This window comes from Vibrio sp. S457-15 (assembly GCF_000960545.1).
Taxonomy (GTDB): domain Bacteria; phylum Pseudomonadota; class Gammaproteobacteria; order Enterobacterales; family Vibrionaceae; genus Vibrio; species Vibrio parahaemolyticus.
Window position 1 is genome coordinate 134229 of the sequence record NZ_JYOQ01000114.1, and the last position, 24323, is coordinate 158551.

Annotated in this window: 23 protein-coding genes; 8 read left to right on the plus strand and 15 right to left on the minus strand. The window is 44.3% G+C overall.

Annotated elements, in window-relative coordinates:
- Nucleotides 1–100: 100 nt before the first annotated feature.
- Complete coding sequence (locus UF05_RS09600) at nt 101–1909, minus strand: DUF3413 domain-containing protein (protein ID WP_005461736.1); 1809 nt, start codon at nt 1907–1909, stop codon at nt 101–103.
- Between the two features lie 23 nt (nt 1910–1932).
- A complete protein-coding gene (locus tag UF05_RS09605) occupies nt 1933–2160 on the minus strand; it encodes a YejL family protein (protein ID WP_005461743.1) in 228 nt (75 codons plus the stop codon).
- Between the two features lie 85 nt (nt 2161–2245).
- Between UF05_RS09605 and yejK the strand changes: the two genes are divergently transcribed.
- The 3 genes from yejK (at nt 2246) to UF05_RS09620 (ending at nt 5914) form a co-directional block, all read left to right on the plus strand.
- Nucleotides 2246–3244: a nucleoid-associated protein YejK gene (gene yejK, locus UF05_RS09610; RefSeq protein WP_020841077.1), complete on the plus strand. Its 999-nt coding sequence runs from the start codon at nt 2246–2248 to the stop codon at nt 3242–3244.
- A gap of 207 nt (nt 3245–3451) precedes the next feature.
- Nucleotides 3452–4642 (plus strand): Hpt domain-containing protein, encoded by a 1191-nt coding sequence (locus tag UF05_RS09615; protein WP_374011516.1) that lies wholly within the window; start codon nt 3452–3454, stop codon nt 4640–4642.
- A gap of 108 nt (nt 4643–4750) precedes the next feature.
- On the plus strand, nt 4751–5914 hold the full coding sequence (locus tag UF05_RS09620; RefSeq protein ID WP_045545718.1) for a hypothetical protein: 1164 nt from the start codon (nt 4751–4753) through the stop codon (nt 5912–5914).
- An 87-nt stretch (nt 5915–6001) separates the two neighbouring features.
- Here the strand turns inward: UF05_RS09620 and nhaC are convergent, their stop codons facing one another.
- On the minus strand, nt 6002–7435 hold the full coding sequence (gene nhaC, locus UF05_RS09625; protein WP_005494466.1) for a Na+/H+ antiporter NhaC: 1434 nt from the start codon (nt 7433–7435) through the stop codon (nt 6002–6004).
- 434 nt (nt 7436–7869) lie between these two features.
- On the opposite strand from nhaC, the gene asd reads away from it, so the two are divergent.
- Entirely contained in the window at nt 7870–8985 is a 1116-nt protein-coding gene (gene asd, locus UF05_RS09630) for an aspartate-semialdehyde dehydrogenase (protein WP_005479551.1), read from the plus strand.
- A gap of 61 nt (nt 8986–9046) precedes the next feature.
- Here the strand turns inward: asd and UF05_RS09635 are convergent, their stop codons facing one another.
- Together UF05_RS09635 and UF05_RS09640 are read right to left on the minus strand one after the other, a co-directional pair.
- The gene (locus tag UF05_RS09635; RefSeq protein WP_005461750.1) at nt 9047–9904 is read right to left on the minus strand and encodes an ion transporter; all 858 of its coding nucleotides are present in this window, start codon (nt 9902–9904) and stop codon (nt 9047–9049) included.
- A 35-nt stretch (nt 9905–9939) separates the two neighbouring features.
- On the minus strand, nt 9940–10578 hold the full coding sequence (locus UF05_RS09640; RefSeq protein ID WP_005461786.1) for a YchE family NAAT transporter: 639 nt from the start codon (nt 10576–10578) through the stop codon (nt 9940–9942).
- 803 nt (nt 10579–11381) lie between these two features.
- On the opposite strand from UF05_RS09640, the gene adhE reads away from it, so the two are divergent.
- Nucleotides 11382–14084 (plus strand): bifunctional acetaldehyde-CoA/alcohol dehydrogenase, encoded by a 2703-nt coding sequence (gene adhE / locus UF05_RS09645; RefSeq protein ID WP_005461748.1) that lies wholly within the window; start codon nt 11382–11384, stop codon nt 14082–14084.
- A gap of 149 nt (nt 14085–14233) precedes the next feature.
- Here adhE and UF05_RS09650 read toward each other — a convergent pair whose 3' ends face one another.
- The 3 genes from UF05_RS09650 to sodB form a co-directional block, all read right to left on the minus strand.
- Nucleotides 14234–14977 carry an SDR family oxidoreductase gene (locus UF05_RS09650; RefSeq protein ID WP_025501844.1) on the minus strand — a complete coding sequence of 248 codons (744 nt, stop codon included), beginning with the start codon at nt 14975–14977 and terminating at the stop codon, nt 14234–14236.
- A gap of 134 nt (nt 14978–15111) precedes the next feature.
- Nucleotides 15112–15615, minus strand: coding sequence for a VC2046/SO_2500 family protein (locus UF05_RS09655; protein WP_005494471.1), 504 nt, complete (start codon nt 15613–15615; stop codon nt 15112–15114).
- A gap of 154 nt (nt 15616–15769) precedes the next feature.
- A complete protein-coding gene (gene sodB / locus UF05_RS09660; RefSeq protein ID WP_005485383.1) occupies nt 15770–16354 on the minus strand; it encodes a superoxide dismutase [Fe] in 585 nt (194 codons plus the stop codon).
- 317 nt (nt 16355–16671) lie between these two features.
- Here sodB and UF05_RS09665 point away from each other — a divergent pair, with 317 nt between their 5' ends.
- Nucleotides 16672–17007, plus strand: a complete 336-nt coding sequence (locus tag UF05_RS09665; RefSeq protein ID WP_005494473.1) for a Grx4 family monothiol glutaredoxin — start codon at nt 16672–16674, stop codon at nt 17005–17007.
- 75 nt (nt 17008–17082) lie between these two features.
- Complete coding sequence (locus UF05_RS09670; RefSeq protein ID WP_005494474.1) at nt 17083–17712, plus strand: DsbA family protein; 630 nt, start codon at nt 17083–17085, stop codon at nt 17710–17712.
- Between the two features lie 93 nt (nt 17713–17805).
- Here the strand turns inward: UF05_RS09670 and UF05_RS09675 are convergent, their stop codons facing one another.
- The gene (locus UF05_RS09675) at nt 17806–19131 is read right to left on the minus strand and encodes a Na+/H+ antiporter family protein (RefSeq protein WP_005490613.1); all 1326 of its coding nucleotides are present in this window, start codon (nt 19129–19131) and stop codon (nt 17806–17808) included.
- Between the two features lie 28 nt (nt 19132–19159).
- Nucleotides 19160–19804 carry a ribonuclease T gene (gene rnt / locus UF05_RS09680; RefSeq protein WP_005490636.1) on the minus strand — a complete coding sequence of 215 codons (645 nt, stop codon included), beginning with the start codon at nt 19802–19804 and terminating at the stop codon, nt 19160–19162.
- 348 nt (nt 19805–20152) lie between these two features.
- Here rnt and motY point away from each other — a divergent pair, with 348 nt between their 5' ends.
- Nucleotides 20153–21034, plus strand: a complete 882-nt coding sequence (gene motY / locus UF05_RS09685) for a flagellar protein MotY (RefSeq protein WP_005494483.1) — start codon at nt 20153–20155, stop codon at nt 21032–21034.
- Nucleotides 21035–21245: 211 nt separating this feature from the next.
- Here motY and UF05_RS09690 read toward each other — a convergent pair whose 3' ends face one another.
- From UF05_RS09690 to rsxG, 5 genes are all read right to left on the minus strand, one after another.
- Nucleotides 21246–21680, minus strand: coding sequence for a DUF2753 domain-containing protein (locus tag UF05_RS09690; protein WP_005490627.1), 435 nt, complete (start codon nt 21678–21680; stop codon nt 21246–21248).
- Between the two features lie 143 nt (nt 21681–21823).
- Entirely contained in the window at nt 21824–22240 is a 417-nt protein-coding gene (gene gloA / locus UF05_RS09695) for a lactoylglutathione lyase (protein ID WP_005480812.1), read from the minus strand.
- 32 nt (nt 22241–22272) lie between these two features.
- Nucleotides 22273–22914, minus strand: a complete 642-nt coding sequence (nth, locus tag UF05_RS09700; RefSeq protein ID WP_005480814.1) for an endonuclease III — start codon at nt 22912–22914, stop codon at nt 22273–22275.
- A gap of 79 nt (nt 22915–22993) precedes the next feature.
- Complete coding sequence (locus UF05_RS09705) at nt 22994–23686, minus strand: electron transport complex subunit E (protein ID WP_005480817.1); 693 nt, start codon at nt 23684–23686, stop codon at nt 22994–22996.
- On the minus strand, nt 23683–24318 hold the full coding sequence (gene rsxG, locus UF05_RS09710) for an electron transport complex subunit RsxG (protein WP_005494487.1): 636 nt from the start codon (nt 24316–24318) through the stop codon (nt 23683–23685). Before rsxG ends, UF05_RS09705 begins: the two co-directional genes overlap by 4 nt.
- Between the last annotated feature and the right edge of the window lie 5 nt (nt 24319–24323).

A 24323-nucleotide genomic window follows, 5' to 3' on the forward strand; every position in this document is an offset into this window, starting at 1 on the left:
TTCGTTTGAGTGTTTCCTGTTCGATTTTGTGTTATTTGTTGCTTAAATAAACAAAAAGCCCTCCGTTTAGAGAGCTTTTCTATCAACTTTGAGTGTTCAACTATTCACTTTTAGAGTAAAAACGCTGTAACTCGGTTAAGCCTTGCATAAGAACCGGCAGTTTAGGCGTTTCATCACGCATGCGCTTGTAGTTCTCATCGTATAGCTTGTAGTTCCCGAACTTATCGATCACGGTAGTTTGGTTATTTGTGATGAGAGCAAGTTCTCGAGTATCACCAGCAAGAATCCAACGGCGACGGCTTTCGTCAAATAAGTTACGACCACTGCTGTAATCGTATGGATTGGACGATACACCAAGCATATCTTGCAGTAGCGTAACTGAAAGGTCTAAATGGCTCGTGCTGTGATTAAACTCACCAGCCATCATACCAGGCCAATGGATTACCATAGGCACCTGCAATTGGTAACGACTGTAGTTACTGTTTGCGCCCCAGCTATTGGTATTGGTTTCGTTAAACTCACTGCCATGGTTGGAAGTGACGATAACAACGGTGTTTGCCAGTAATTGAGCGTCTTCAAGTGTTTTGATAATACCGCCGACTTTGTCATCCGCCGATTTCACTGCAAACTCATAAGCATTTTTGAAGCGTTCACTCGCCGACATATCTTCTTTCGAGTTCGATGGGATAGATTCAAAATTATCTACCGTAGTAACTTCGATGTAGCTGAACCAAGGCTGGTTCGCTTTTTCCGTTAGCCACATGTTCCAATCGGCGATAGATTGTTTATCGGTATGGGCTTGAGTACCATCCAGTTTTTCAGCTAGGTTTACGCCTCGGAAGACGATTTCTGAATAAAGGTCATCTTCAAAACCGCTGCCGCTAAACAAACCGAAGGTGTAGCCTTGATCTTTAAGTACATCAAGAAGTACAGGCGAGGCACCTTGTGCCTTGATGCTAGAGGCGTAGCTCGTTGGTAAACCATAGAACAAGCCAAATGCACCATAGGTGTCATTGCTTGAGCTGTAGTGTTTACGGAAGTTTTGGTTTTGTTGTGCAAACTCGTAGAGGTTTGGCATTTCTTCTTGATTCAGCGCGTCTGCACGCAGGTTATTTACGCTGATCATCAACACGTTCAACTTGTTTACACGGCGGTTGAATTCAAGTTTTTCTAGTGGGTAGTTCACCAGCTCAACGTTATTTTCATTCTCCGCTAAGCGTTTTAGGTACTCTTCACGGTCAAGCAGACCATGTTTTTCCATAAAGCTTTTCGCCGTCATTGGGTAAGAAAGCGGGAAGTTTGAGCGTTGGCTCGTGATCGGATTATAGAAATAGGCATCAGCCCAAATGTAGACCAAATGGCTGGTCATAAAGCTCAAAAAGAACACGGCAGCCAGTGGACGACCAACGTGTTTGTGAGAAAGTTTGCGTTGTTTACGCCAAACCCATTCTGATAAGGCGAGCTGAACAAGGAATATCAGCGGCATCACAACAAACAGGTGTTGTAGATCCGAGCTTAACGCACTTTTATCATCGCTGAATAACAGCTCCCAAACCACAGGGGTTAGGTGCAGGTTAATGGATTGGTACGCCTGGGTATCAATCAATAAGATTGTTTGTCCAACAGTGGCAAAGATCACTGCCACCAAACGGAATAACTTCCGTGATGGCAGGACAAACGTCAACGGGAACAGAACCAATAAGTAGAGAGCGAAAACAAGGAAGCCAAAATGGCCAACCCACGAAACCGCAAGATAGAACTGACCCAGCAACGTCTCGGGCCAAGGCGACTGAACAATGTAGCGTGTGCCTATCAACATCGAAGCTACGATGTTGAAGAATGCAAACCAATGACCCCAACCAACCAGTCGAGATACACGTTCGCCGTATGAGTTTCCGCTGTCTACCATGTATGTGTTCTATTTATCCGTTATTAATGTGTTTTTGGTGTTTCTAATGAAGACATCAGCGCCTGAGCAAATTTTTCAGCAATCAGTTTGCGTTGTGAAGCTGCAACACGTTGATTTAAGACATTCGTTGCGATATTTCCGGCAATCATTAGCGTCAATTCAGGAGAAGCGGCATGTTTTTCAAGAACCAAAGCGACTTCAGCAAGAATTTTCTCTACTTGTTCGTCAGTATATTTAGATGTAATCGGCATAAAGACTCTAATAATGATAGTAAAAGCGGCTTATGATAACCTACAATGCCCTTCAACTAAAACCTTGTAGCAAGATAAAATCACTATGAGCCTTCATCTTTCAAACGTTATTCTGCATCAACTGTGCAAAAACGATCAGGACGAACTGATTGTTAAACTTCGTCCAGCATCACTAGAAAACGATGCTTCAACTGAAAATCTCGTCGCAGAGCTCCATCGAGTATTCCATTCTAAAGCTGGTAAAGGTTTTGGCTCTTTCCAGTCAGACAGCGAATTTCAATTTTGGCTTCAAGAAATGCGCAAAGGAGAGCGAGATTTTTACGACTTCTCACAAATTAGTGCAAATCGCCTGAAAGAAGAACTGATTAAGTACCCATTTGCGGATGAAGGCATTTTGGTTTTTGCTGAGTACCAAAGTTTAGCAACAGATTATCTTTTCATTGGTATCTTGCCGATGAACCAAAGCCTTAAAGTGACTGAGGGTTTGGACATCAGCGCGACGGACTACCTCGATATCACGAAGATGGACATCGCGGCGCGCATTGACCTTTCGAGTTACGAGACGGATAAAGAATCTAACCGTTACCTACAATACATCAAAGGGCGTGTTGGTCGTAAAGTCGCTGACTTCTTCCTTGATTTTCTGCAAGCCGATATTGGCTTAGACACGAAACAGCAAAACCTTGTGTTGATGCAAGCGGTGGATGACTTCTGTGCGGATTCTAAGTTGGAAAAGCAAGAAGTTAACGAGTACAAAAAGCAGGTTTATAACTACTGTAACGAGCAGATCAAATCTGGCGAAGAGGTTCAAATTTCTGAACTTTCTGGTGAGTTACCGCCAAGCCAAGATGGTACGAGCTTTATGGACTTCACCAAAGAGCAAGGTTACGAGCTTGAAGAATCATTCCCTGGTGATCGCTCAACGGTTCGTAAGCTGACTAAATATGTGGGTGCTGGTGGTGGTTTAAATATCAGCTTTGACAGCTTGTTATTGGGCGAGCGTATTTTCTACGATCCAGAAACAGATACGCTGACGATCAAAGGGACACCGCCAAACTTGAAAGATCAGTTAAGTCGTAACTAATTCTTATGAAGAGAGCCCTAGGCTCTCTTTTTTTATGTGAAGCAAGCACTGCCAGAGCTCAGAACATGGTATATGCTTGTAATTAATGGATTATATGAGGACTGAGCGTTGCATCAATTAAGAGCAGGGATTAAGCGGATTATTTGGTTCTTATTCATTTTGTGGTGTGTATTTTCTGCAACTCTTTGGTTTCAGGCAAAGCAGACGATGCAAACGCTTTCCACATTGAATGAACTCGGCAGCAAAGTTGAGGAAGTACGTAACTTCTTTAATTTTGAGTTGCCGTATCGAGTTAAGCATTTCGATCAAGTCTCACTCAAACTTCAACTTGTGTACGCGGTTCGCCTTCAATTAGAAAGTGAAGTCTCTGATGTGAATGGGCCAGACGTCACGCAATTGCTTTATTCAACCGACCGATTTTTGGAAAGTGCACGCGCTTTTATTGGTAGTGATGGTGAGTTGGTATCGTTGGCGGAGCAACTGCACACCAGCCGAGGTGAGGAAAACAACTCGCAGCAAATTGAAAACATGTATTACCGCTTGGGAGCCTTAGTTCTTGAATCGATTTTTAGCGACTCCAACACCAATACGGATACCTATCGCGAACTGGATTTACTGTTCATCGAATCGGATTCACTGTCGACAGGGGAGCGTTCTGCATTTCAACGTCGACTCGCACAAACCTCAAGTGTTCTTGCGGCGAATGCGCAGGGCAGTTATTTGGCGAATCAGTTATTAAAGCCAGATTTTCCTAATCAGTTGGTGTCGATGAAGGCTACGCTCGAACAAAAACTGGTTTCTTTTATCTTTTGGCTCATTGTCGTGAGCGGTTGTCTGTTGGCGGTGGTTTCATGGGCTGTCTTCTCTAAAAATGCGGTGGCGAATTCAAGTTCATCAGAGCCTGCCGTTTCTCAAACTGAAAACGCATCCAGTTCTTTAGAACACGAGAACAAAGCGCGTGAGTTGGCAAGTGATGCTCAAGCGAATAAAACGCAAGAGCTAACCCCTGATTCGCGACAAGAATTGCTGGCTCCGCAAGAACCGTTTATCGATATAAACAGAATGCTGGATTCGCTTTCTGGCGATGAAGGCGCTGTCCGAATGTTGCTCGAGGTCTTTATTCAAGATCATGCTGAAGATGGTTCTAAATTACATAAACTTCTAAACGAAGATATAGACAACGCACAGCGCGCGGCGCACAGCCTGAAAGGGGTGTCAGGAAGTTTAGGTGCAATGCCCCTGCATTACATCTCAGGTGAGATAGAATTATTGATAAAACAGGGCAAAGAGGTACCGGATAATAAGCTCTGTCAATTACGGGATGTATTACAACAAACAACACTTTTCGCAGAGAAAGTTCTTAACAGTGAAAAGATACGAGAAGTGCTAACAGATTGATATTCCTCTGACTTAAAATGTTGGCGGTTGAGGTATTAAAGGCGCGTTCGAACCTACACTTGGGTTCCGCTTAATTCCTGTTCTATACAATTTGATAAAGGTAGCTTCATGTCCATTCGTCGAATATCGTCACTAATGGTTTTGTGGTTGGTTACCACTCTTTCAGGGTGTTCCCTGTTAGAAGTGAAAATTGACAGCCAGACCGTTCCTCTCACCAAGCAAGAGCTTAATATGCGCATTTTAACGCGCGAATATGCACTTCAATTTTTTGCTCAAGTTGAGCAAGCCGCCGATGTGCTTCAAGAGCGGTATGATCCCAATGATAAAGTGAACCAGTCTTACGTCCTGCTGTGGAAGATCAATGCAGAAGAAGGCTTGCAAGCTGCAGCATATCAAGTCTCACCAATGGCTGCATTGATTGATACGTGGGTGTTCACCCATCAAATGAACCAGTTTTATACAACGGGCGCTGGCCGTGACATTTTTGCTACGGATGAAGCCAAACAAGTCTCGGCACACTTAGCCAACGAGGTGGACCAGCTCGCTCAATCACTGTTGAAAAAAGAGGTTTACGATAAAACGAAGCTCTTTGTTGCTGACTTTGTTAAACAGTATCCGTTTGCTGATTTAAGCATGATTAGAACGCCCGCTTACCGTGCTTGGTTAGAAGCCAATCAAATCAGTGAGGAAGACGCGGTAACAACGTTGGGTACGATGCCGGAAGCATTGGGAGATGTATCCGATAGATTGAGTTTGGTCTCTGAACAAACGCCAAAGATCATGACTTGGAAGGCGCAGTTATTAGCGTTGAACAGTTCGGCAAGTATTGAGAAGGTTAATGCCGCTTTGAACAGTCTGCAAGTGACTGCTGACTCAATGAGAGATTTCATCGATAACAACCCTGAGTATATGCGTTATTTGGCTGAACAAATGGCGGTTGAACTGCAGCCTTTAGTGGAAGACATTGACCAAAAAACCGAAGCGCGTTTGTCTCAATTAGGTGAAGAGCGACAAGCATTAGAAGACATGGTGGCAAGAGAGCGCCAAGAGATCGCTCTGATCATCACTCATGAACGTGAGAAGTTTGCTCAGGATATGGATAGAGTGTCTCAAGAGGTTGTGAATCTCGCCATGACCAAGTTGATAGAGTTAGTGAAGAGCACAATTGTCTACTTTATTCTGTTCATTGCTGCGATATTCTTCGCTCCGCTTGGTTTAGGTTATGTGCTTGGCAAGCGAGCGGCGGTGAAAACAAAAGTAAAACAAAGCTAACGTGTAGTTTAGATACAAAAAAGAGCGCGAATGCGCTCTTTTCTTTGTCTTTCATTCGGAAGGGAGGTTCTTCCTAACTCTGCGAAGTTAAGCCGTTTGCTGCTTTAATTCGCCTTCAGCTTGTTCAACTGCTTCTGCTGTTGGTTCGCATTTATCAACAAACCAACCCATGTAAGACGTGAAGATAGTCACAATAATACATACAAAGCTTAGCCACATGAATGGGGCGTAAGACAGCGTAGCAACACCCAAAATACTTGCCATGTAGATACCGTTGTCACTCCAAGGAACCATACCTGATGTTAGCGTGCCACCAAATTCTGCGTTACGAGATAAGTTCTTACGTTTGTAGCCTAGACGGTCGTAATTCTTCGCACAGATTTTTGGTGTCAGGATAAGTGAAACGTACATCGCCGAACCAAATACGTTACCCATAAAGGCCGTACCGATTGTGCTTGTTGCCAGTGAACCTGCGCTTTGAACGCGTTTTTCAAACAGTTTCGCGATAGTTTCAAGCACGCCCACTTTGTCTAGCAGGCCACCAAAACCAAGGCCGAACACGATAACCGCTACCGAACCAAGCATTGAAGACATGCCGCCACGGTTAAGAATCGAGTCGATGAAATCTACGCCAGATGAGATTGCAAACGGAGCCCAAGCAGTGTTGAACGCAGTCAGGAAGTCCACATCTTGAATCATTACTGCCCAAATAATACCTAGCAGAGAACCAAAACTGATCACTGGGAATGAAGGCATACGCATTGCTAGAAGTGACAATACGATGATCACCGGAACAAATGAGTAAGGCGTGATGTAGAACTGCTGTTCCATCGCTTTAATCACTGAGTCCACTTGGCTCATGTCTACTTGACCTGCGTAGTGGAAACCAAAAGCAGTAAACATAATGCCAGTGATCACGTAGCTGATCAGCGCGATAGGCAGCATGCCTTTGATGTGCTCCATCACTTCAACGTTAGACATTGATGAAGCAAGAATCACTGAATCTGATAGAGGCGACATCTTGTCACCGAAGTAACAACCTGAAAGTACTGCACCCGCTGTAATTGGGGCAGGAACGCCAAGACCTTGGCCAATCCCCATCATTGCGATACCTGCGGTACCTGCTGCACCCCAAGATGTGCCGGTTGCCAACGCAGTCAATGAACAGATGATCATTGTTGCTAGCAAAAAGATAGAAGGGTGGATGGCTTTAAGACCGTAGTAGATGATGGTTGGTACGATACCGCCTGAAATCCAAGTGCCGACAAGTGCACCAACGGCAAGGAGAATCAATACTGCACCCAGACCATTAGAAATACCGTTTAGCGCGGCTTTTTCTAAGTCTTTGTACTGATGACCAAGTTTAAGACCCAATAGCATGATGATAAACCAGCCGATGTACAGCGCGAGCTGAATTGGCAGGTCTAGCTTGGCAGTAAAGGAAAATGCCAGAAGTAGAAATAAACCTAGCGAGATAAATACCTGTATCAAGCTAGGAAGGCGTGTTGTAACTTGCTTCATATGTGCCTCTGTCAATCTTGGAGCAATAGAGGAAGGCGCTCCTTGTTGTAATGGCGCATAACATACATTAACAAAAATTATATTTCGAATATTTGGTGTTTTATCTTGATGTTCGTCGGCTAAAACGTTTGCTTGTAAAATTAACTGCCAATTAATTTTAAAATCTATGTATTTAAATGTTGTGTGATGTGAATTTATTGTGCTTCAGTTGTTGTTTTCTCACGGAGTGGTAAGACCAATACGCTCGGAGTAGGGGATTTCCCTACTTGTTAATCGAGGAGTAACGGCAGCACAAATAGTTCGAAATTACGGCTAACGTGAATTTTCTCGGTAAAAGGGTAAAAATTGACCTCATTTACAAATTAGGGCTTGAGATTTTTCTGCGAAAAATGAACTATGGAGTAGGTTTAATTTATTACATGGAGAGTTATGCGATGAGAGTAGGTTTAGTTGGTTGGCGCGGCATGGTCGGTTCGGTTCTAATGCAGCGTATGGTCGAAGAAAAAGACTTTGACTTGATTGAACCAGTTTTCTACAGCACTTCTCAAGTAGGTATCCCTGCGCCTAATCTAGGAAAAGATGCAGGTATGCTTCAAGATGCCTTTGATATCGAAAGTTTAAAACAGCTTGATGCGATCATTACGTGTCAAGGTGGCAGCTACACTGAAAAAGTGTACCCAGCACTTCGTCAAGCAGGCTGGAAAGGTTACTGGATTGATGCAGCTTCAACGCTGCGTATGGCGGAAGATTCGATCATCACGCTAGACCCTGTGAACCTAAAACAAATTCAACATGGTATTCATGGCGGCACGAACACCTTTGTAGGTGGTAACTGTACCGTTAGCCTGATGCTGATGGGTCTTGGTGGCCTGTTTGAAAAAGGGTTGGTGGAATGGACCAGTGCGATGACTTACCAAGCCGCTTCTGGCGCTGGCGCGCAAAACATGCGTGAGTTGATCTCTCAAATGGGCGTTATCAACGATGCAGTAAGTTCAGAACTGGCAAATCCAGCAAGCTCAATTCTTGATATTGACAAGAAAGTTGCAGACACAATGCGCAGCGCGTCATTCCCTACAGACAAGTTCGGCGTACCACTAGCTGGCTCGTTGATCCCGTGGATCGATGTGAAGCGCGATAATGGTCAGAGCAAAGAAGAGTGGAAAGCGGGTGTTGAAGCGAACAAGATCCTTGGTTCTCAAGGCGCTCCAGTTCCTATCGATGGTACATGTGTGCGTATCGGTGCGATGCGTTGTCACTCTCAAGCATTGACTATTAAGCTTAAGCAAAATGTGCCGATGGATGAAATCGAAGAAATCATTGCAACTCACAATGACTGGGTGAAGGTGATTCCAAACGATCGTGACATCACGGCTCAAGAGCTAACGCCAGCGAAGGTCACCGGCACTATGTCAGTTCCTGTTGGTCGTCTGCGCAAGATGGCAATGGGCGATGACTTCCTAAACGCGTTCACTGTTGGTGACCAATTACTTTGGGGTGCTGCCGAGCCACTGCGTCGTACGCTTCGTATTATCCTTTCTGAAAAAGCGTAATCGACAAAACTTCGTAAAAAGAGCTCCTATTTAGTAGGAGCTCTTTTTTTAACCTTCTATTTTAACCTTCACCTCGAACCACTCGTTTGTCCGGGTCGGCCAACTCGCTTCCACAATGTTTACAGTAGATAGCGTCCGAGTCATGTCCAGCTTGAGAGCAATTAGGGCACTTCACCAGTACTTTGTGGGATTGCATCTCTTGATGTAGCTCCGCTGTAAATATCCCTGTCGGAACCGCGAGAATCGAGTAACCCAAGAGCATGGTTATAGATGCCAGCGCTTTACCTAAGTTAGTTTGCGGAACCAAATCTCCATATCCTACGGTGGTTATAGTCACAATAGCCCAATAAATGCTTTTCGGAATACTGGTAAACCCGTTTTCTGGCCCTTCAACAATAAAAATCAATGAACCGAAAATCGTGACCAAAATGGCGACGGTTGTGAAGAAGATGAAGATCTTTCTGCGAGCCATCAGTAACGAGCGCAACAAAATGTTCGACTCTTGCAGGTATCTCACCAACTTCAAGATACGGAAAATACGCATCACACGCAGTGCTCTGATCACGCCCATGAAAGAGGCGGATGGGAAGAACAATACTAAGTAAGTTGGGATGATTGCCAACAGATCGACAATACCGTAGAAACTTTTTGCGTACGCCACCGGTTTTGGCGAGCAATACAGACGTAGCAAGTACTCAATGGTAAACAGGCCGGTGAAGGTGTATTCAAGGTACTTCAGTTCTTTTGCCCACTCAGCACGTACCGAGGGAATGGAATCTAGAACGAGAACGGCTAACGAGCTGATGATGGCAATAATAAGCGCGATATCAAAAGCACGGCCGGCTTTGGTGTGGGTGCCAAATATAGTGACGTAAAGTGTATTTTTTAGAGAGTGAGTCGTCATGACAAAGCGATCCATTGTTGAATCGCTCTATCATAACGTTATTAATAAAATCAGGCTAATCCAGGGAACAAGTTACGTAAGCCGTTTGCAATAAACTCGATGCCTAGCGCACCAAGAATCAAACCCATGATACGTGTGATCACGTTGATGCCTGTTTGACCCAAGAAACGAACGATCAAAGGTGCCGAACGAAATAGCAACCAAGAACAAAGGCAAAACAGACCAATCGTAATAACGATGCCCACGGTATCGAACATACTTGGGTAACGCGCGCCATAAACGATTGTTGAGCTGATTGCACCAGGACCAGCCATTAGTGGCATCGCTAGTGGTACAACGCCGATCTGTTCGCGGCTAACGTATTCAGATTTTTCTTGTTTGTTCTGCTTATCCTCACCGAGCTTACCGCTCATCATCGAAAAGGCGATGCTTAACAGCAGCAAGCCACCTGCCACTCGGAATGAATCCAGTGAAATACTGAACATATCCAACAGTAACTGACCTGCAAGCAGGGAAATGATCAGGATGACGGCCACTGCCACATTGGCTGTTGTCGCGGTTTTGATCTTTTCTTCTGGTGTCATATGTCCGCTTAAAGACACGAAAACAGGCATGATGCCTACAGGGTTAACGGCGGCAACCAACCCCAAGAAAAACTGCAGGAAAATGGCTAGCTCTAAAGTCTGCATATTGCGTACTCGTAAATGTTCACATTAGTGAAAAACGGAAAGGGTAAATTTACACCAATCTATCGGGTTTTGTTGCTAAGTAAATTCGTGGGAGGTGACTACAGTTAGAAAGGGATGGATAACTGCGATATGCACCTTTGTTCCTATCGAATTTCTGCGCAATTATTGGAACATCTACTTACCAGATTCCAGATTGGTTTTCGGCGCTAAATGTAAGGCAAAAGTGCATTAGGAAGAAATGAAAAAAACTAACGTATTGACCCCACTATTTGTGAGAAAAACTAATTTTTTAATAAAATGTATCTAATCTGAGAGTGAAATGTTACATAGGATGTTGCTGTGAAATTGTGCTGTTTTACACAAACGTTAACATTCGCACATTTTTGATAAAAACAAAGGTGGTTTGTAGAGAGATGTATTTGATTCGATATACTCTCAGTAGCACAAAAAATTAGGCCTACATGTAATTTTGTTGGCTAAAAATGAAACTTTTTTACAGGTTGTTGTTGTTTCTTTTATTTTTTTGTCTGTTTGCTTGTTTTTTATGCAATAAATAAGTTGGTTTAATTTGTTTGTTTATCAAATAGTTACATTAAATTGTTGTGGTTAACCACTACTTTGGTGGTATTTCGAGTGTGAGAACTGATCCAAGTCAATTTTTTTCACACTCTGAAATATTATACTCAGTCCTGAAAGCAATTTACTAAGACGTTTGTTCTCTAAGTGACTGATAAACAGTAAAAACGAAAGACAATTGCCTTAATAAAAAGTTTTTAATATTTGTTAATTTTAGGAGAATCCCTATGCCTGTAACTAATATGGCTGAACTAGATGCAATGATTGCTCGCGTTAAGAAAGCGCAAGAAGAGTTCGCTACTTACTCTCAAGAGCAAGTAGACAAAATCTTCCGTGCAGCGTCTCTTGCAGCTAACCAAGCTCGTATCCCTCTAGCGCAACAAGCGGTAGAAGAATCTGGTATGGGTATTGTTGAAGATAAAGTAATCAAGAACCACTTCGCTTCTGAGTTTATCTACAACAAATACAAAGACGAACAAACGTGTGGCATCCTAGAAGAGGATGACAACCTAGGTACTATGACTATCGCTGAACCTGTAGGTATCATCTGCGGTATCGTACCAACAACTAACCCTACATCTACAGCGATCTTCAAATCTCTAATCTCTCTGAAGACTCGTAACGGTATCATCTTCTCACCACACCCACGTGCGAAAAACTCTACTAACGATGCAGCGAAACTTGTTCTAGATGCAGCAGTAGCAGCAGGTGCACCAAAAGACATCATCGGTTGGATCGACCAACCTTCAGTTGAGCTATCAAACGCTCTAATGAAACACGATGACATCGCGCTTATCCTTGCAACTGGTGGTCCAGGCATGGTTAAAGCAGCTTACTCTTCTGGTAAGCCAGCAATCGGTGTAGGTGCTGGTAACGTTCCTGTAGTTATCGATGAAACAGCAGACATCAAACGTGCAGTTGCTTCTGTACTAATGTCTAAAACTTTCGATAACGGCGTAGTATGTGCTTCTGAGCAGGCTGTAATCGTAGTTGATGAAGTTTACGACGAAGTGAAAGAGCGTTTTGCTTCTCATAAAGCTCACGTTTTATCTAAAACAGATGCTGACAAAGTACGTAAAGTGCTTCTAATCGACGGTGCGCTAAACGCGAAAATCGTTGGTCAACCAGCTACAGCTATCGCTGAAATGGCGGGTGTTAAAGTTCCTGCAGATACTAAAGTGCTTATCGGTGAAGGCCTAGGCAAAGTATCTTACGATGACGCATTTGCTCACGAGAAACTATCTCCAACTCTAGGTATGTTCCGTGCAGACAACTTCGAAGATGCAGTTGCTCAAGCCGTAACAATGGTAGAGATCGGCGGTATCGGTCACACATCTGGTCTATACACTAACCAAGACGTGAATGCAGACCGCATCCGTTACTTCGGTGACAAGATGAAGACCGCTCGTATCCTAATCAACATCCCGACTACACACGGTGGTATCGGTGACTTGTACAACTTCAACGTTGCACCTTCTCTAACTCTAGGTTGTGGTTCATGGGGTGGTAACTCTATCTCTGAGAACGTAGGTCCTAAGCACCTAATCAACAAGAAAACTGTAGCGAAGCGAGCTGAAAACATGTTGTGGCATAAACTACCTAAGTCAATCTACTTCCGTCGTGGCAGCCTTCCAATCGCACTTGGCGACCTAGAAGGTAAGAAACGCGCATTCCTAGTAACTGACCGTTTCCTATTCAACAACGGTTACGCAGATGATGTAGTAAGCCTACTGAAAGCTCAAGGCATGGAAGTTCAAACATTCTTCGATGTTGAAGCTGACCCAACACTATCTGTAGTAGAAAAAGGTGCGGCTCAAATGGCTAGCTACCAACCTGACGTTATCCTAGCGCTAGGCGGTGGTTCTCCAATGGATGCAGCGAAAATCATGTGGGTAATGTACGAGCACCCAGAAACTCACTTTGAAGAACTAGCAATGCGCTTTATGGACATCCGTAAACGTATCTACAAGTTCCCTAAAATGGGTAAAAAAGCTGAGCTTGTATGTATCACTACAACTTCAGGTACTGGTTCAGAAGTTACTCCATTCGCAGTTGTTACTGACGACAAGACTGGTGCCAAGTACCCACTAGCTGACTACGAAATCACGCCAAATATGGCTATCGTTGATGCGAACCTAGTAATGAACATGCCTAAGTCTCTAACAGCGTTCGGTGGTTACGATGCAGTAACTCACGCTCTAGAAGCTTACGTATCTGTTCTTGCGAACGAATACTCTGACGGTCAGGCTCTTCAAGCACTTAAGATGCTAAAAGAATACCTACCATCAAGCTACGCGAATGGTGCAAATGACCCAATCGCTCGTGAGAAAGTTCACAACGCAGCAACTATCGCTGGTGTAGCATTTGCGAACGCATTCCTAGGTGTTTGTCACTCAATGGCGCACAAACTAGGTGCAGAGTTCCACTTGCCACACGGCCTAGCTAACGCACTACTAATCTCTAACGTGGTACGTTACAACGCGAACGACAACCCAACTAAACAAACTGCGTTCTCTCAATACGACCGTCCACAAGCACGTCGTCGTTACGCTGAAGTTGCAGACCACCTAGGCCTAAGCCAAGCTGGTGACCGCACTGCTCAGAAGATTGAACGTCTACTAGCATGGTTGGATGAACTAAAAGTTAACCTAGACATCCCAATGTCTATCCAAGCGGCAGGTGTTGCTGAAGCTGACTTCGTAGCGAAACTAGACGAGCTAGCGGTTGAAGCGTTCGATGACCAATGTACTGGTGCGAACCCACGCTACCCTCTAATTAGCGAGCTAAAAGACGTTCTACTAGCTTCTTACTACGGTAAAGCTTTCGTTGAAGGTGAAACTTTCGAAGGTACTACAGTAATCAAGAAGAAAGCAGACCAAGAAGCAGCAAAATCTGCTCCTAAAGCTAAAAAAGAAAAAGCTGACGCGTAATTAAGAGTCGCTTTGAGTAAGGTTTTCGCTAGCACGAAACCTTAATCGGGAAAAGGTTAAAGCCCCAGTCAAATGACTGGGGCTTTTTTTGTTTAGGTATCGGAGGTTGCTTACATCGGAGCCGGGAAACACAGAGCAATGGTGTATGTTTACACTTCGGTCGCAACTACTCGGCCACTGAAGTATTCATTCGCGACGATGTACGCTGTGTTACGGACCAGTTCGTCTTGGATCTCTGCCCAGTGCCTTTCGTCAAGATCCTCTCGTGTATGACTGACAGAGGGAATCACGCCGCCGACGCGGATATTGAAAGGGGTGAGCTCTTTTGCCCAGCTGTGCGTAAAGCCAGACACCAAAGCCGCCATGCTTTCAACACCAGTCAGATCTTCGTGGTTATCATGCGAAATGACATTCACGATCACGCCTTTTTTATTGCGCGCTCTAAATCGTTCTGCGCCGACTTGCCCGTAGGTATAGAGAAAACGTGCTGCGGAAGAAAGGTGGTCGATATAGATACTCATTGGTTCTGGCGCCATTAGGCTTGGCATCGGTGAGCTCGTCCAACAATTAACAATAACATCTGGCGTTGCTCTGAGCTGCGATTCGATCTGATCAAACAATAGGTTTATGGATGTGGGGTTATCACTACACACATTCATTGCATAGACTTTGTCGGTAAATGCGCGGATCTGATCATAACTCGCCTTTAGGGCGCTTGAATTTTGGTCACACAGGATCAACGTCGCTCCGAGATGAGCGAAATGGCTGGAGCACGTTCTTCCGATGACCGAACCCGCAGATGTGACGAGAATGATTGATTCTTTAATATCCATAGCACCTTCACTGTATCCATGTGTGAAAAACAATACACCAGTGGTTTGTGCTATCAGCATGGTTGAAATTCGTTGAGCTCAGTGTGAAAGGCTTCAAACTAACGCTTTCGAGTAAGGACTATTGTGCGGTAATTTGTAAGGCGTCACATTTCTGACGTGTTGATACTGCAAGCTGTTGGATGAAAAGCTGATCTCTATGCTTGAGCTTGGATCTGATACTGACGTTGAGCCGTCACTAGCTGATTGTAGAGGCCCGCATCAGGGATAAGGCTCTTGTTGCGCTCACCTAAAGTGCGGCGCTCGTGGCCTGACAAATTATGATAAACGTCTTCAGGAAGATCGAACGTATCTTCTGGCAAGTAGGTTAGGGCGTCTGGTTTTAGGTAGTGGCTTAACTTTGCAGATGGCAGACCCGCATTATGGAATTGTTTCGCTTGTAATGCGGCGAGCTCGTAGCTGCTGCTATCGGAGCGCAAAGCTTGAGGCTGAGAGAGCCCAAACTGTTGACGAAGAATCTCGTCGCTTGTGGCCGTTTCTTTAATTTCTTCAACCGGTACGACATCTCGAACATCGTTGGAGAACATAGACAAAATCAGCGAAAAATCGGCACGACGACCTTCGTGAACAGCATGGTTGATACCGTTGCCGAACTGAATTTCGTTGATAATTGCTGCTTTGTCTAACGTATGAATTTGCATGATGTTCCTCTTGAGATGCTTTTATAACGGCGCATCAAAGAAGAACTTTAGGAAAAAGAAGAGATTAAATGGGTATTTTTAAGCGAGAAAAGAAAAAGCTCGCTGATTCAGCGAGCTTTTAAAATAAGACTAAATTGAACTAGGGGGAAGTCAATTACTTCGCTAGGTTCTCAGCTACGAAGTCCCAGTTTACAAGAGCCCAGAAGCCGTTCATGTAATCAGGACGTACGTTGCGGTAATCGATGTAGTACGCGTGTTCCCATAGGTCAACAGTTAGAAGTGGAGTAGTACCTTCTTCTGTTAGTGGCGTTGCTGCGTTAGAAGTGTTAACGATTTCTAGAGAACCGTCAGCTTTCTTAACTAGCCAAGTCCATGAAGAACCGAAGTTGTTGATTGCTGCGTCAGTGAACTTCGCTTTGAATTCTTCGAAAGAACCGAATGCTGCGTTGATTGCGTCTGCAACTGCGCCAGTTGGTTCGCCGCCCGCGTTTGGAGCAAGACAGTGCCAGTAGAACGTGTGGTTCCAGATTTGCGCTGCGTTGTTGAATACGCCACCAGTAGAAGTCTTGATGATCTCTTCTAGAGTTTTGCCTTCGAACTCAGTACCAGGGATAAGACCGTTAAGCTTAACAACGTAAGTGTTGTGGTGCTTACCGTGGTGGTAGTCTAGAGTCTCTGCTGAGATGTGTGGTTCTAGTGCGTCTTTCGCGTAAGGAAGAGCTGGTAGTTCAAATGCCATTACTCGATTCTCCATTGATATGAAAGGTTAACCTTTCGATTGCTTCCAGTGTTTTTTTATAGCTATGTAGCCTTTACGGCTGACTTGCTAGGTATTTTAGCAAGTTTTTACTTTATTAAAACCCCGATATGAAAATATTTTGAGATGCTAAGTGTTGTTCATGCTCGTCCACTTACCAACGAAGTGGTAGTAAGCGGTCAAACTTTTTGCTTTTAAATCATCTCAGTATAAACCGTATCAATTATATGGTTTTTATTCTGTCGTTATTGAGTAGAATGTGGCAAATAAACAAGTTCACATCCATGAATGAGGAAGCGATGGAAACTATCGACAAAATCAAACAGCAGATCTCTGAAAACTCAATCCTGCTGTACATGAAAGGCTCACCGAAACTGCCAAGCTGTGGTTTCTCTTCTCAAGCATCACAAGCGCTAATGGCATGTGGCGAGAAGTTCGCTTACGTAGACATTCTACAAAACCCAGACATCCGCGCTGAGCTACCAAAATACGCACAATGGCCAACGTTCCCACAACTATGGGTTGAAGGTGAGCTAATTGGTGGTTGTGACATCATTCTGGAAATGTTCCAGAAGGGTGAACTTCAGCCTCTAATCAAAGAAGCTGCAGCACGCGCTGAAGGTCAAGCTGAGTAATTCGTAAATACTCACATTTGGCGATAGAATACGAGGGAGCCGCATTGGCTCCTTTTTCTTTTTTAGGTTAGTGGAATGAACATAAAGCTTTACTACGTACATGACCCTATGTGCAGTTGGTGCTGGGGATACAAACCAACCATCGAAAAACTAAAACAACAACTGCCAGGTGTGATTCAGTTTGAGTATGTGGTGGGTGGGCTTGCACCAGATACTAATTTGCCAATGCCGCCAGAAATGCAACAAAAGCTTGAAGGGATTTGGAAGCAAATCGAAACTCAGCTAGGCACCAAGTTTAACTACGATTTCTGGAAACTGTGCACACCAGTGAGAAGTACGTATCAATCATGCCGCGCTGTTATCGCCGCGGGATTCCAAGATTCGTATGAGCAAATGCTCGAAGCGATTCAGCACGCCTATTATCTACGCGCAATGCCGCCTCATGAAGAAGCAACGCATCTTCAATTAGCGAAAGAGATTGGCTTGAATGTGCAGCAGTTTAAAAATGATATGGATGGCACGTTATTGGAAGGAGTATTCCAAGACCAACTGAGTTTAGCGAAAAGTTTGGGTGTTAACTCTTACCCTAGTTTGGTGCTGCAAATCAACGATGCGTATTTCCCAATTGAGGTGGATTACCTATCGACCGAGCCAACGCTTAAGTTGATTCGTGAACGCATTATCGAAAACATGCCAGCGCAATAGTGGCTTCGTTTTCGATTGAATTAAAAAACCGCTCATATCGAGCGGTTTTTTTGTTAGCAAAGGTATCAGTCGTTTCTGTTCGAAAACTTGATACTAAAGCACCATTGCAGCGATCCAACCGAAGATGATCAGTGGGATATTGTAGTGGATGAAGGTTGGAACAACCGTTTCCCAAATGTGTTCGTGCTGGCCGTCAGCATTTAGGCCAGAGGTTGGGCCCAATGTTGAGTCGGATGCAGGAGAGCCAGCATCACCTAGCGCTGCAGCTGTACCTACTAATGCGATCGTTGCCATTGGTGAGAAACCAAACGCCAAAGAAAGCGGAACGTAGATGGTTGCAAGTATTGGAATCGTCGAGAATGAAGAACCAATACCCATGGTTACCAATAGACCAACAACCAGCATAAGTAGCGCTGCAAGCGGTTTGTTGTCACCAATACTTGTAGATAGTGACTGAACTAGGGTTTCTACGCCACCCGTTTGTTTCATTACCGCTGCAAAACCCGCGGCTGCGATCATGATAAAGCCGATCATCGCCATCATGTGAACGCCTTTGGTGAATACGTCGTGGGTTTCCTTCCAAGCGATAACGCCACCAAACGTGAACACCATAAAACCAGCAAGAGCACCGATGATCATTGAGCCGGTGTAAAGCTGAACACCAAGCGCGGCAATAATACCAAGTGCAGCCACTAGGATGTGCTGTTTGTTAATGCTGTGGTCGGTTTCGTGAACCACCGTCAGTTCTGTTTCTTTGTACTCACGAGGTTTTCGGTAGCTAACAAAAATGGCCAGTAGCAAACCAAAAATCATACCCGCGCCAGGAAGCAACATTGCGGTTGGTACTTGGCTTGCGACAACGTTCTCTAAACCGTTGTCATGCAGGTTTTTTAGCAAGATGTTGTTTAAGAAGATGCCGCCAAAACCAACAGGAAGCACCATGTAAGGTGTAATCAGACCAAAAGTCAGCACACACGCAATTAAGCGACGATCCAGTTTAAGCTTCGCAAATACGCCCAAAAGAGGTGGAATCAAAATTGGAATAAAGGCGATATGAACAGGAATTACGTTCTGAGAAGACATGGTTACGAGCACTAACGCCACTAATACAGCGTATTTAAGGCCAGTAGTCGATGCCGCACTTTCTTTGCCGTTTAGGCGTTTAATCACGCTTTTTGCGAGCAGGTCAGTGATACCAGATTTAGAAATGGCAACGGCGAATGTGCCAAGCATAGCGTAGCTAAGTGCAATCGTTGCACCGCCACCTAAGCCACTTTCGAAGGCCGCTACGGTATCGCCTAAGCTCATTCCCGCAACAAGGCCACCAACAATGGCACTAAACGTGAGGGCGACCACCACGTTTACACGCATCAATGCTAACACGAGCATGACGCAAACTGAGATAACGACAGGATTCATACTATTCCCAATATGTTGTGTTTACTTATTATTCTTCGTTAACAAGCGGCCAACCGCCGAGGGCCTTCCATTTGTTCACGATGCCACAGAATAACTCTGCAGTTTTTTGTGTATCGTAAAGGGCAGAGTGCGCTTCACGATTGTCGAATTCCATCCCTGCCGTTTTGCATGCTTTAGCGAGAACAGTTTGACCATAAGCAAGGCCGCTTAATGTGGCGGTGTCAAAAGTAGCAAAGGGATGAAAAGGGACTCTTTTTAACTTGCAGCGTTCGTTTGCTGCATTAACAAAACTTAAGTCGAAAGCGGCGTTATGTGCAACCATTATTGCACGTGAGCAATCAGATGCTTTTTGTTCTTTACGAATCAGCTTATAAATTTCTTTTAATGCTTCTTGTTCAGAAACTGCACCGCGTAACGGGCTGAAAGGGTCACGAATACCATTAAACTCAAGCGCTTCTTTCTCTAAATTCGCGCCTTCAAAAGGTTCAATATGAAAATGAATAGTGGAGGCTGGATGCAGAACGCCTTCTTCATCCATACGAAGGGTGACGGCGCAGATTTCTAAAAGTGCATCGGTTTGAGCATTGAAACCAGCGGTCTCAACGTCAACAACCACTGGGAAATAACCACGAAAACGCTTTTTCAGGGTTAGGGCTTCATTTTCTATTGTCATGTTGGCTTATTTTTGTGTGACGAAGGCTGCATTATTGCAGATTATATCGATGAGAAAAACCGCAATTTCGGAGAAAAACGGAATTCTATTTTCCATCTAATCAATAAGCTCGCGCGGCGCTTGAGATAAAGAGCACAAGTACCGATTTTTGTATCACGCAGGTGCATATTTAACTCGGGAATAGATACGATTTAGCGGCATTTGTGGGAGAAATCAGAGCTAGAATCGTTCATTTTGATAGTCTCACTAAGAAAGTTAGAGCATTGGCGGGATTTTTGCATGACAATCGTTGTAGTTTTAATGATTCCAATTAACGGCAAAAGACTGCCGTTTGAGAGATTGTACTAGATGAATAAATGGCTGATAACCAGTGGTGTCATGCTTTCACTGCTTAGCGCAAACAGTTACGCGGTGATGGGCAAGCGTTATGTCGCTACTCCGCAGCAATCACAATGGGAAATGGTGGTAAATACCCCTTTGGAATGTCAGCTTGTGCATCCAATTCCAAGCTTTGGTGATGCGGTGTTTTCGTCGCGTGCGAGTAAAAAAATCAATTTGGATTTTGAACTTAAGATGCGTCGCCCTATGGGTGAAACACGCAATGTTAGCTTGATCTCAATGCCACCGCCTTGGCGACCGGGTGAGCATGCCGACCGCATCACGAATCTGAAGTTTTTCAAACAGTTTGATGGGTATGTCGGTGGGCAAACTGCTTGGGGTATTTTATCTGAATTAGAGAAAGGCCGTTACCCAACATTCAGCTATCAAGATTGGCAAAGTCGCGATCAACGAATTGAAGTCGCGTTGTCATCCGTATTATTCCAAAGTAAGTACAATGCGTTTAGTGACTGTATCGCTAATTTGTTGAAGTATAGTTTCGAAGATATTGCGTTTACGATTTTGCATTACGAACGTCAGGGTGACCAACTGACGAAAGCGTCTAAAAAGCGTCTTGCTCAGATTGCTGATTATGTGCGTCACAATCAAGATATCGACCTCGTGCTGGTGGCGACATACACTGATTCAACCGATGGTAAGAGCGAAAGCCAGAGCCTATCGGAGCGACGAGCAGAGTCTCTACGTACTTACTTTGAATCACTGGGTTTGCCAGAGGATCGTATTCAAGTGCAAGGTTATGGCAAGCGCCGACCTATTGCTGATAATGGCACGCCGATTGGTAAAGACAAGAACCGTCGTGTAGTCATCTCTTTAGGTCGAACTCAAGTTTAGGCCGTAGTAAAGCATGCTTACATAAAAAACGCCGGAGAAATAATCTCCGGCGTTTTTGTATATTGACGTTGTTAGCTTGTAAATTAAGTAAGAGCATCGAAAACGCTCAAGTCTTACTTTGTATATGTTAGTGAGTATCTACTTACTGTCGAATAACTTTCGTTGAGTCATTTCCAAGTGATGAGGTCAGCTTATTTTCGACCTTTGCTCATTAATTTAAACGAAACTTAGCGATCACTTCGCAATTGGTTGCGGTATCGATCTTTTCTACTTGTTTCGCAATTGCTGGGTTTGGATGACGCTTCATAAAATCGATAAGTGCTTTTGTGCAACAGCCGATGGAGTCAATAAAGCTCGCGCAATTCTGGTTTGGGCATTGGGGAATAAGTGTGAGCACTTTTTCAGATGCCAGCTGAAGATATTTGAGTTCGTATTCGGTATCACCAGCCCAGCGCCAAAATTGCGCGAGGTTGTGACAAGAGATTACAGAAATCAAAAGGCGTTCGTCTGCTTCAATTTCCACGCATTCACTAATGTCTTCACTTAAGCTTAAAGCTTGTTGATAGTGAAGAATGCTGCGTACAGGATCATCTAGTTGCAGGGCAGTATCGGCTAGGAGTGTGTGTTTTTCCCATTCACTGATCATTATCGTTGTCCCACGTATCGAATTTGGGATGAATCTAAACGATAATTATTATCAAGTAAAGTGGTTTGTTTACAAAAGGACAGGCAGATCGCAGACCTGCCTGTAATTGAGGTTCGACTTGCAATGCAAGTGAATCAGATGAACTAGCCTTCTAGACCCGCAGAAGCTTGTTTGTTCTGGATAAGCTCAATCATGTAACCATCAGGATCTTTTACAAAGGCGATGTGTGTTGTACCACCTTTCACAGGGCCCGCTTCGCGAGTAACGTTACCGCCTGCAGCTTTGATTGCATCACATGTTGCGTAGATGTCGTCTACGCCAATTGCAATATGACCAAATGCTGTGCCTAGGTCATATTCTGTTTTACCCCAGTTGTAAGTCAGTTCAATCACGGCACCTTGGGATTCATCACCGTAACCAACAAAGGCAAGTGTGTATTCGTACTCTTTGTTTTCGTTGGTACGAAGCAACTGCATGCCCATGACTTCAGTATAAAATTTGATTGATTTGTCTAGATCACCTACGCGAAGCATAGTGTGTAGAATTCGACCGTTTGACATTTTTAGCTCCTAGCTTCTGTTTTCAGATAGCGTTAACTATCTGGGTATACTTTCTCTTTATATTCGCACAAATCTTCAATAATGCAGCTTCCACAGCGAGGCTTTCTCGCTAAACAAGTGTAGCGACCATGAAGAATTAACCAGTGGTGTACATCGAGTTTGAACTCTTTTGGTACCACTTTTAATAGTTTTTGTTCGACATCATCTACCGTTTTTCCCATCGCAAACTTAGTACGATTCGAAACGCGATAAATGTGCGTATCGACGGCAATGGTTGGCCAACCAAATGCGGTGTTGAGCACGACATTGGCGGTCTTACGTCCGACTCCTGGAAGAGCTTCAAGAGCGTCGCGATCTTCAGGCACTTCGCCATTATGTTTTTCTAATAAGATCTTACAGGTTTTGATGGTGTTTTCTGCTTTTGAGTTAAACAGGCCAATAGTTTTGATGTATTCCTTCAAACCATCGACACCCAAATCGAGAATACTTTGTGGCGTATTCGCAACGGGGAAGAGTTTGTCAGTGGCTTTGTTGACACTGACATCGGTCGCTTGCGCTGAAAGTAGCACAGCGATGAGTAACTCAAATGGAGAGCTCCAGTTCAGTTCCGTTTCAGGATTGGGGTTGTTTTCTCTTAATCGTTCAAGAATTTCTATTCTTTTTTCTTTGTTCATTGCTGACTTCCAAACCCGTCTTTGCGGTTTATGAAAAAGGCCCTACGAGTGGTAGAGCCTTGATTTTAGAATTCTTATATTATGCGTTAGTTACGCGAGCACGCTCAATGGCCGGTTTTTCTTCTTTCGGCTGACGAGCCTGAATTGAGCTGTCGATAACATTTTTCAACGCAATCAAAAGTCCTACACCGATGAAAGCACCTGGTGGTAATAGTGCTAATAAGAAGCTGCTATCAAATTGGAATACTTGAATGCGCAGCGCTGCAGCCCAGTCACCCAATAGCAAGTCTGCGCCGTCAAACAATGTGCCGTTGCCGATAAGCTCGCGCATTGAGCCCAACACAACTAGCACACTGGTCATGCCCAGTCCCATCCATAAGCCGTCCAATGCGGCAGGAAGCACATCATTTTTTGAAGCGTAAGCTTCGGCGCGACCGATGATGATACAGTTGGTTACGATCAACGGGATAAAGATACCCAGTGATAGGTACAATCCGTAAGCGTAAGCATTCATTAGTAGCTGGACGCAGGTTACGAGTGACGCAATGATCATAACGAAAACCGGAATTCGGATCTCTTTAGGAACATAGTTACGGATCAGTGAAACCGTTACGTTAGACCCCACTAGTACCAGTAATGTGGCAATACCAAGACCCAGCGCGTTGGTGATCGTCGATGAAACGGCGAGTAGAGGACATAAACCGAGCAGCTGAACCAATGCTGGGTTGTTGCTCCACATGCCGTTCTTCATCAATTGTTTGTTTTCGCTCATTGATTGTCTCCTGCGCAGTTTAGTGGCTGGCTGAGAATCTCATCACGAGATTGATTTACGTAGTTTACGGTGTTTCTGACTGCTTTGACGACAGCTCGAGGCGTAATGGTAGCGCCAGTAAACTGATCAAAGTCTCCACCATCTTTACGAACTTTCCAAGAATTCCAATTATCTTCGGTGACTTGCTTACCCGTGAAACCAAGAATCCAACTGGTAACGCGAAGATCTATTTTATCGCCTAGCCCCGGAGTTTCTTGATGGCTAAGTACGCGCGTACCTAAAATCTTACCTTGATTATCGATACCTGTGATGACTTTGATTTCACCGTTATAGCCATCTGGTGCAATCGACTCAATGGCGATGGCTGTTGGCTCGCCATTTTTGGTTGCAATGTAGGTAGGCATCGCGTGCATCGTGCCAAGCTCTGGAGACGTCACCAACGTGCATGATTGAGTTAATGCGTTGTCGTGCATCGTTTCAGGAATCACTTGATTAAGCACTGAAAGTAGCTGCTTTTGTTCCTGAAGCTTGATTTGATCTTCGGTTAAGTACTGAGTCAACGCGACCAAACCTGTTGTGGCGCAAGCAAAGATTGCCAGTGTCAGACCATTTTTTCTAATTGCGGTTAACATGTTTA

Excerpts from the sequence above, each read along its gene's own strand:
- asd (WP_005479551.1), top strand. The coding sequence starts at position 7,870 with ATGAGAGTAGGTTTAGTTGGTTGGCGCGGCATGGTCGGTTCGGTTCTA.
- yejK (WP_020841077.1), top strand. The coding sequence starts at position 2,246 with ATGAGCCTTCATCTTTCAAACGTTATTCTGCATCAACTGTGCAAAAAC.
- motY (WP_005494483.1), top strand. The coding sequence starts at position 20,153 with ATGAATAAATGGCTGATAACCAGTGGTGTCATGCTTTCACTGCTTAGC.
- UF05_RS09605 (WP_005461743.1), bottom strand. The coding sequence starts at position 2,160 with ATGCCGATTACATCTAAATATACTGACGAACAAGTAGAGAAAATTCTT.
- nhaC (WP_005494466.1), bottom strand. The coding sequence starts at position 7,435 with ATGAAGCAAGTTACAACACGCCTTCCTAGCTTGATACAGGTATTTATC.
- UF05_RS09635 (WP_005461750.1), bottom strand. The coding sequence starts at position 9,904 with ATGGATCGCTTTGTCATGACGACTCACTCTCTAAAAAATACACTTTAC.
- UF05_RS09620 (WP_045545718.1), top strand. The coding sequence starts at position 4,751 with ATGTCCATTCGTCGAATATCGTCACTAATGGTTTTGTGGTTGGTTACC.
- UF05_RS09615 (WP_374011516.1), top strand. The coding sequence starts at position 3,452 with ATGCAAACGCTTTCCACATTGAATGAACTCGGCAGCAAAGTTGAGGAA.
- UF05_RS09650 (WP_025501844.1), bottom strand. The coding sequence starts at position 14,977 with ATGCTGATAGCACAAACCACTGGTGTATTGTTTTTCACACATGGATAC.
- UF05_RS09705 (WP_005480817.1), bottom strand. The coding sequence starts at position 23,686 with ATGAGCGAAAACAAACAATTGATGAAGAACGGCATGTGGAGCAACAAC.
- sodB (WP_005485383.1), bottom strand. The coding sequence starts at position 16,354 with ATGGCATTTGAACTACCAGCTCTTCCTTACGCGAAAGACGCACTAGAA.
- rnt (WP_005490636.1), bottom strand. The coding sequence starts at position 19,804 with ATGACAATAGAAAATGAAGCCCTAACCCTGAAAAAGCGTTTTCGTGGT.
- UF05_RS09665 (WP_005494473.1), top strand. The coding sequence starts at position 16,672 with ATGGAAACTATCGACAAAATCAAACAGCAGATCTCTGAAAACTCAATC.
- gloA (WP_005480812.1), bottom strand. The coding sequence starts at position 22,240 with ATGTCAAACGGTCGAATTCTACACACTATGCTTCGCGTAGGTGATCTA.
- nth (WP_005480814.1), bottom strand. The coding sequence starts at position 22,914 with ATGAACAAAGAAAAAAGAATAGAAATTCTTGAACGATTAAGAGAAAAC.
- rsxG (WP_005494487.1), bottom strand. The coding sequence starts at position 24,318 with ATGTTAACCGCAATTAGAAAAAATGGTCTGACACTGGCAATCTTTGCT.
- UF05_RS09670 (WP_005494474.1), top strand. The coding sequence starts at position 17,083 with ATGAACATAAAGCTTTACTACGTACATGACCCTATGTGCAGTTGGTGC.
- UF05_RS09675 (WP_005490613.1), bottom strand. The coding sequence starts at position 19,131 with ATGAATCCTGTCGTTATCTCAGTTTGCGTCATGCTCGTGTTAGCATTG.
- UF05_RS09600 (WP_005461736.1), bottom strand. The coding sequence starts at position 1,909 with ATGGTAGACAGCGGAAACTCATACGGCGAACGTGTATCTCGACTGGTT.
- UF05_RS09690 (WP_005490627.1), bottom strand. The coding sequence starts at position 21,680 with ATGATCAGTGAATGGGAAAAACACACACTCCTAGCCGATACTGCCCTG.
- UF05_RS09640 (WP_005461786.1), bottom strand. The coding sequence starts at position 10,578 with ATGCAGACTTTAGAGCTAGCCATTTTCCTGCAGTTTTTCTTGGGGTTG.
- adhE (WP_005461748.1), top strand. The coding sequence starts at position 11,382 with ATGCCTGTAACTAATATGGCTGAACTAGATGCAATGATTGCTCGCGTT.
- UF05_RS09655 (WP_005494471.1), bottom strand. The coding sequence starts at position 15,615 with ATGCAAATTCATACGTTAGACAAAGCAGCAATTATCAACGAAATTCAG.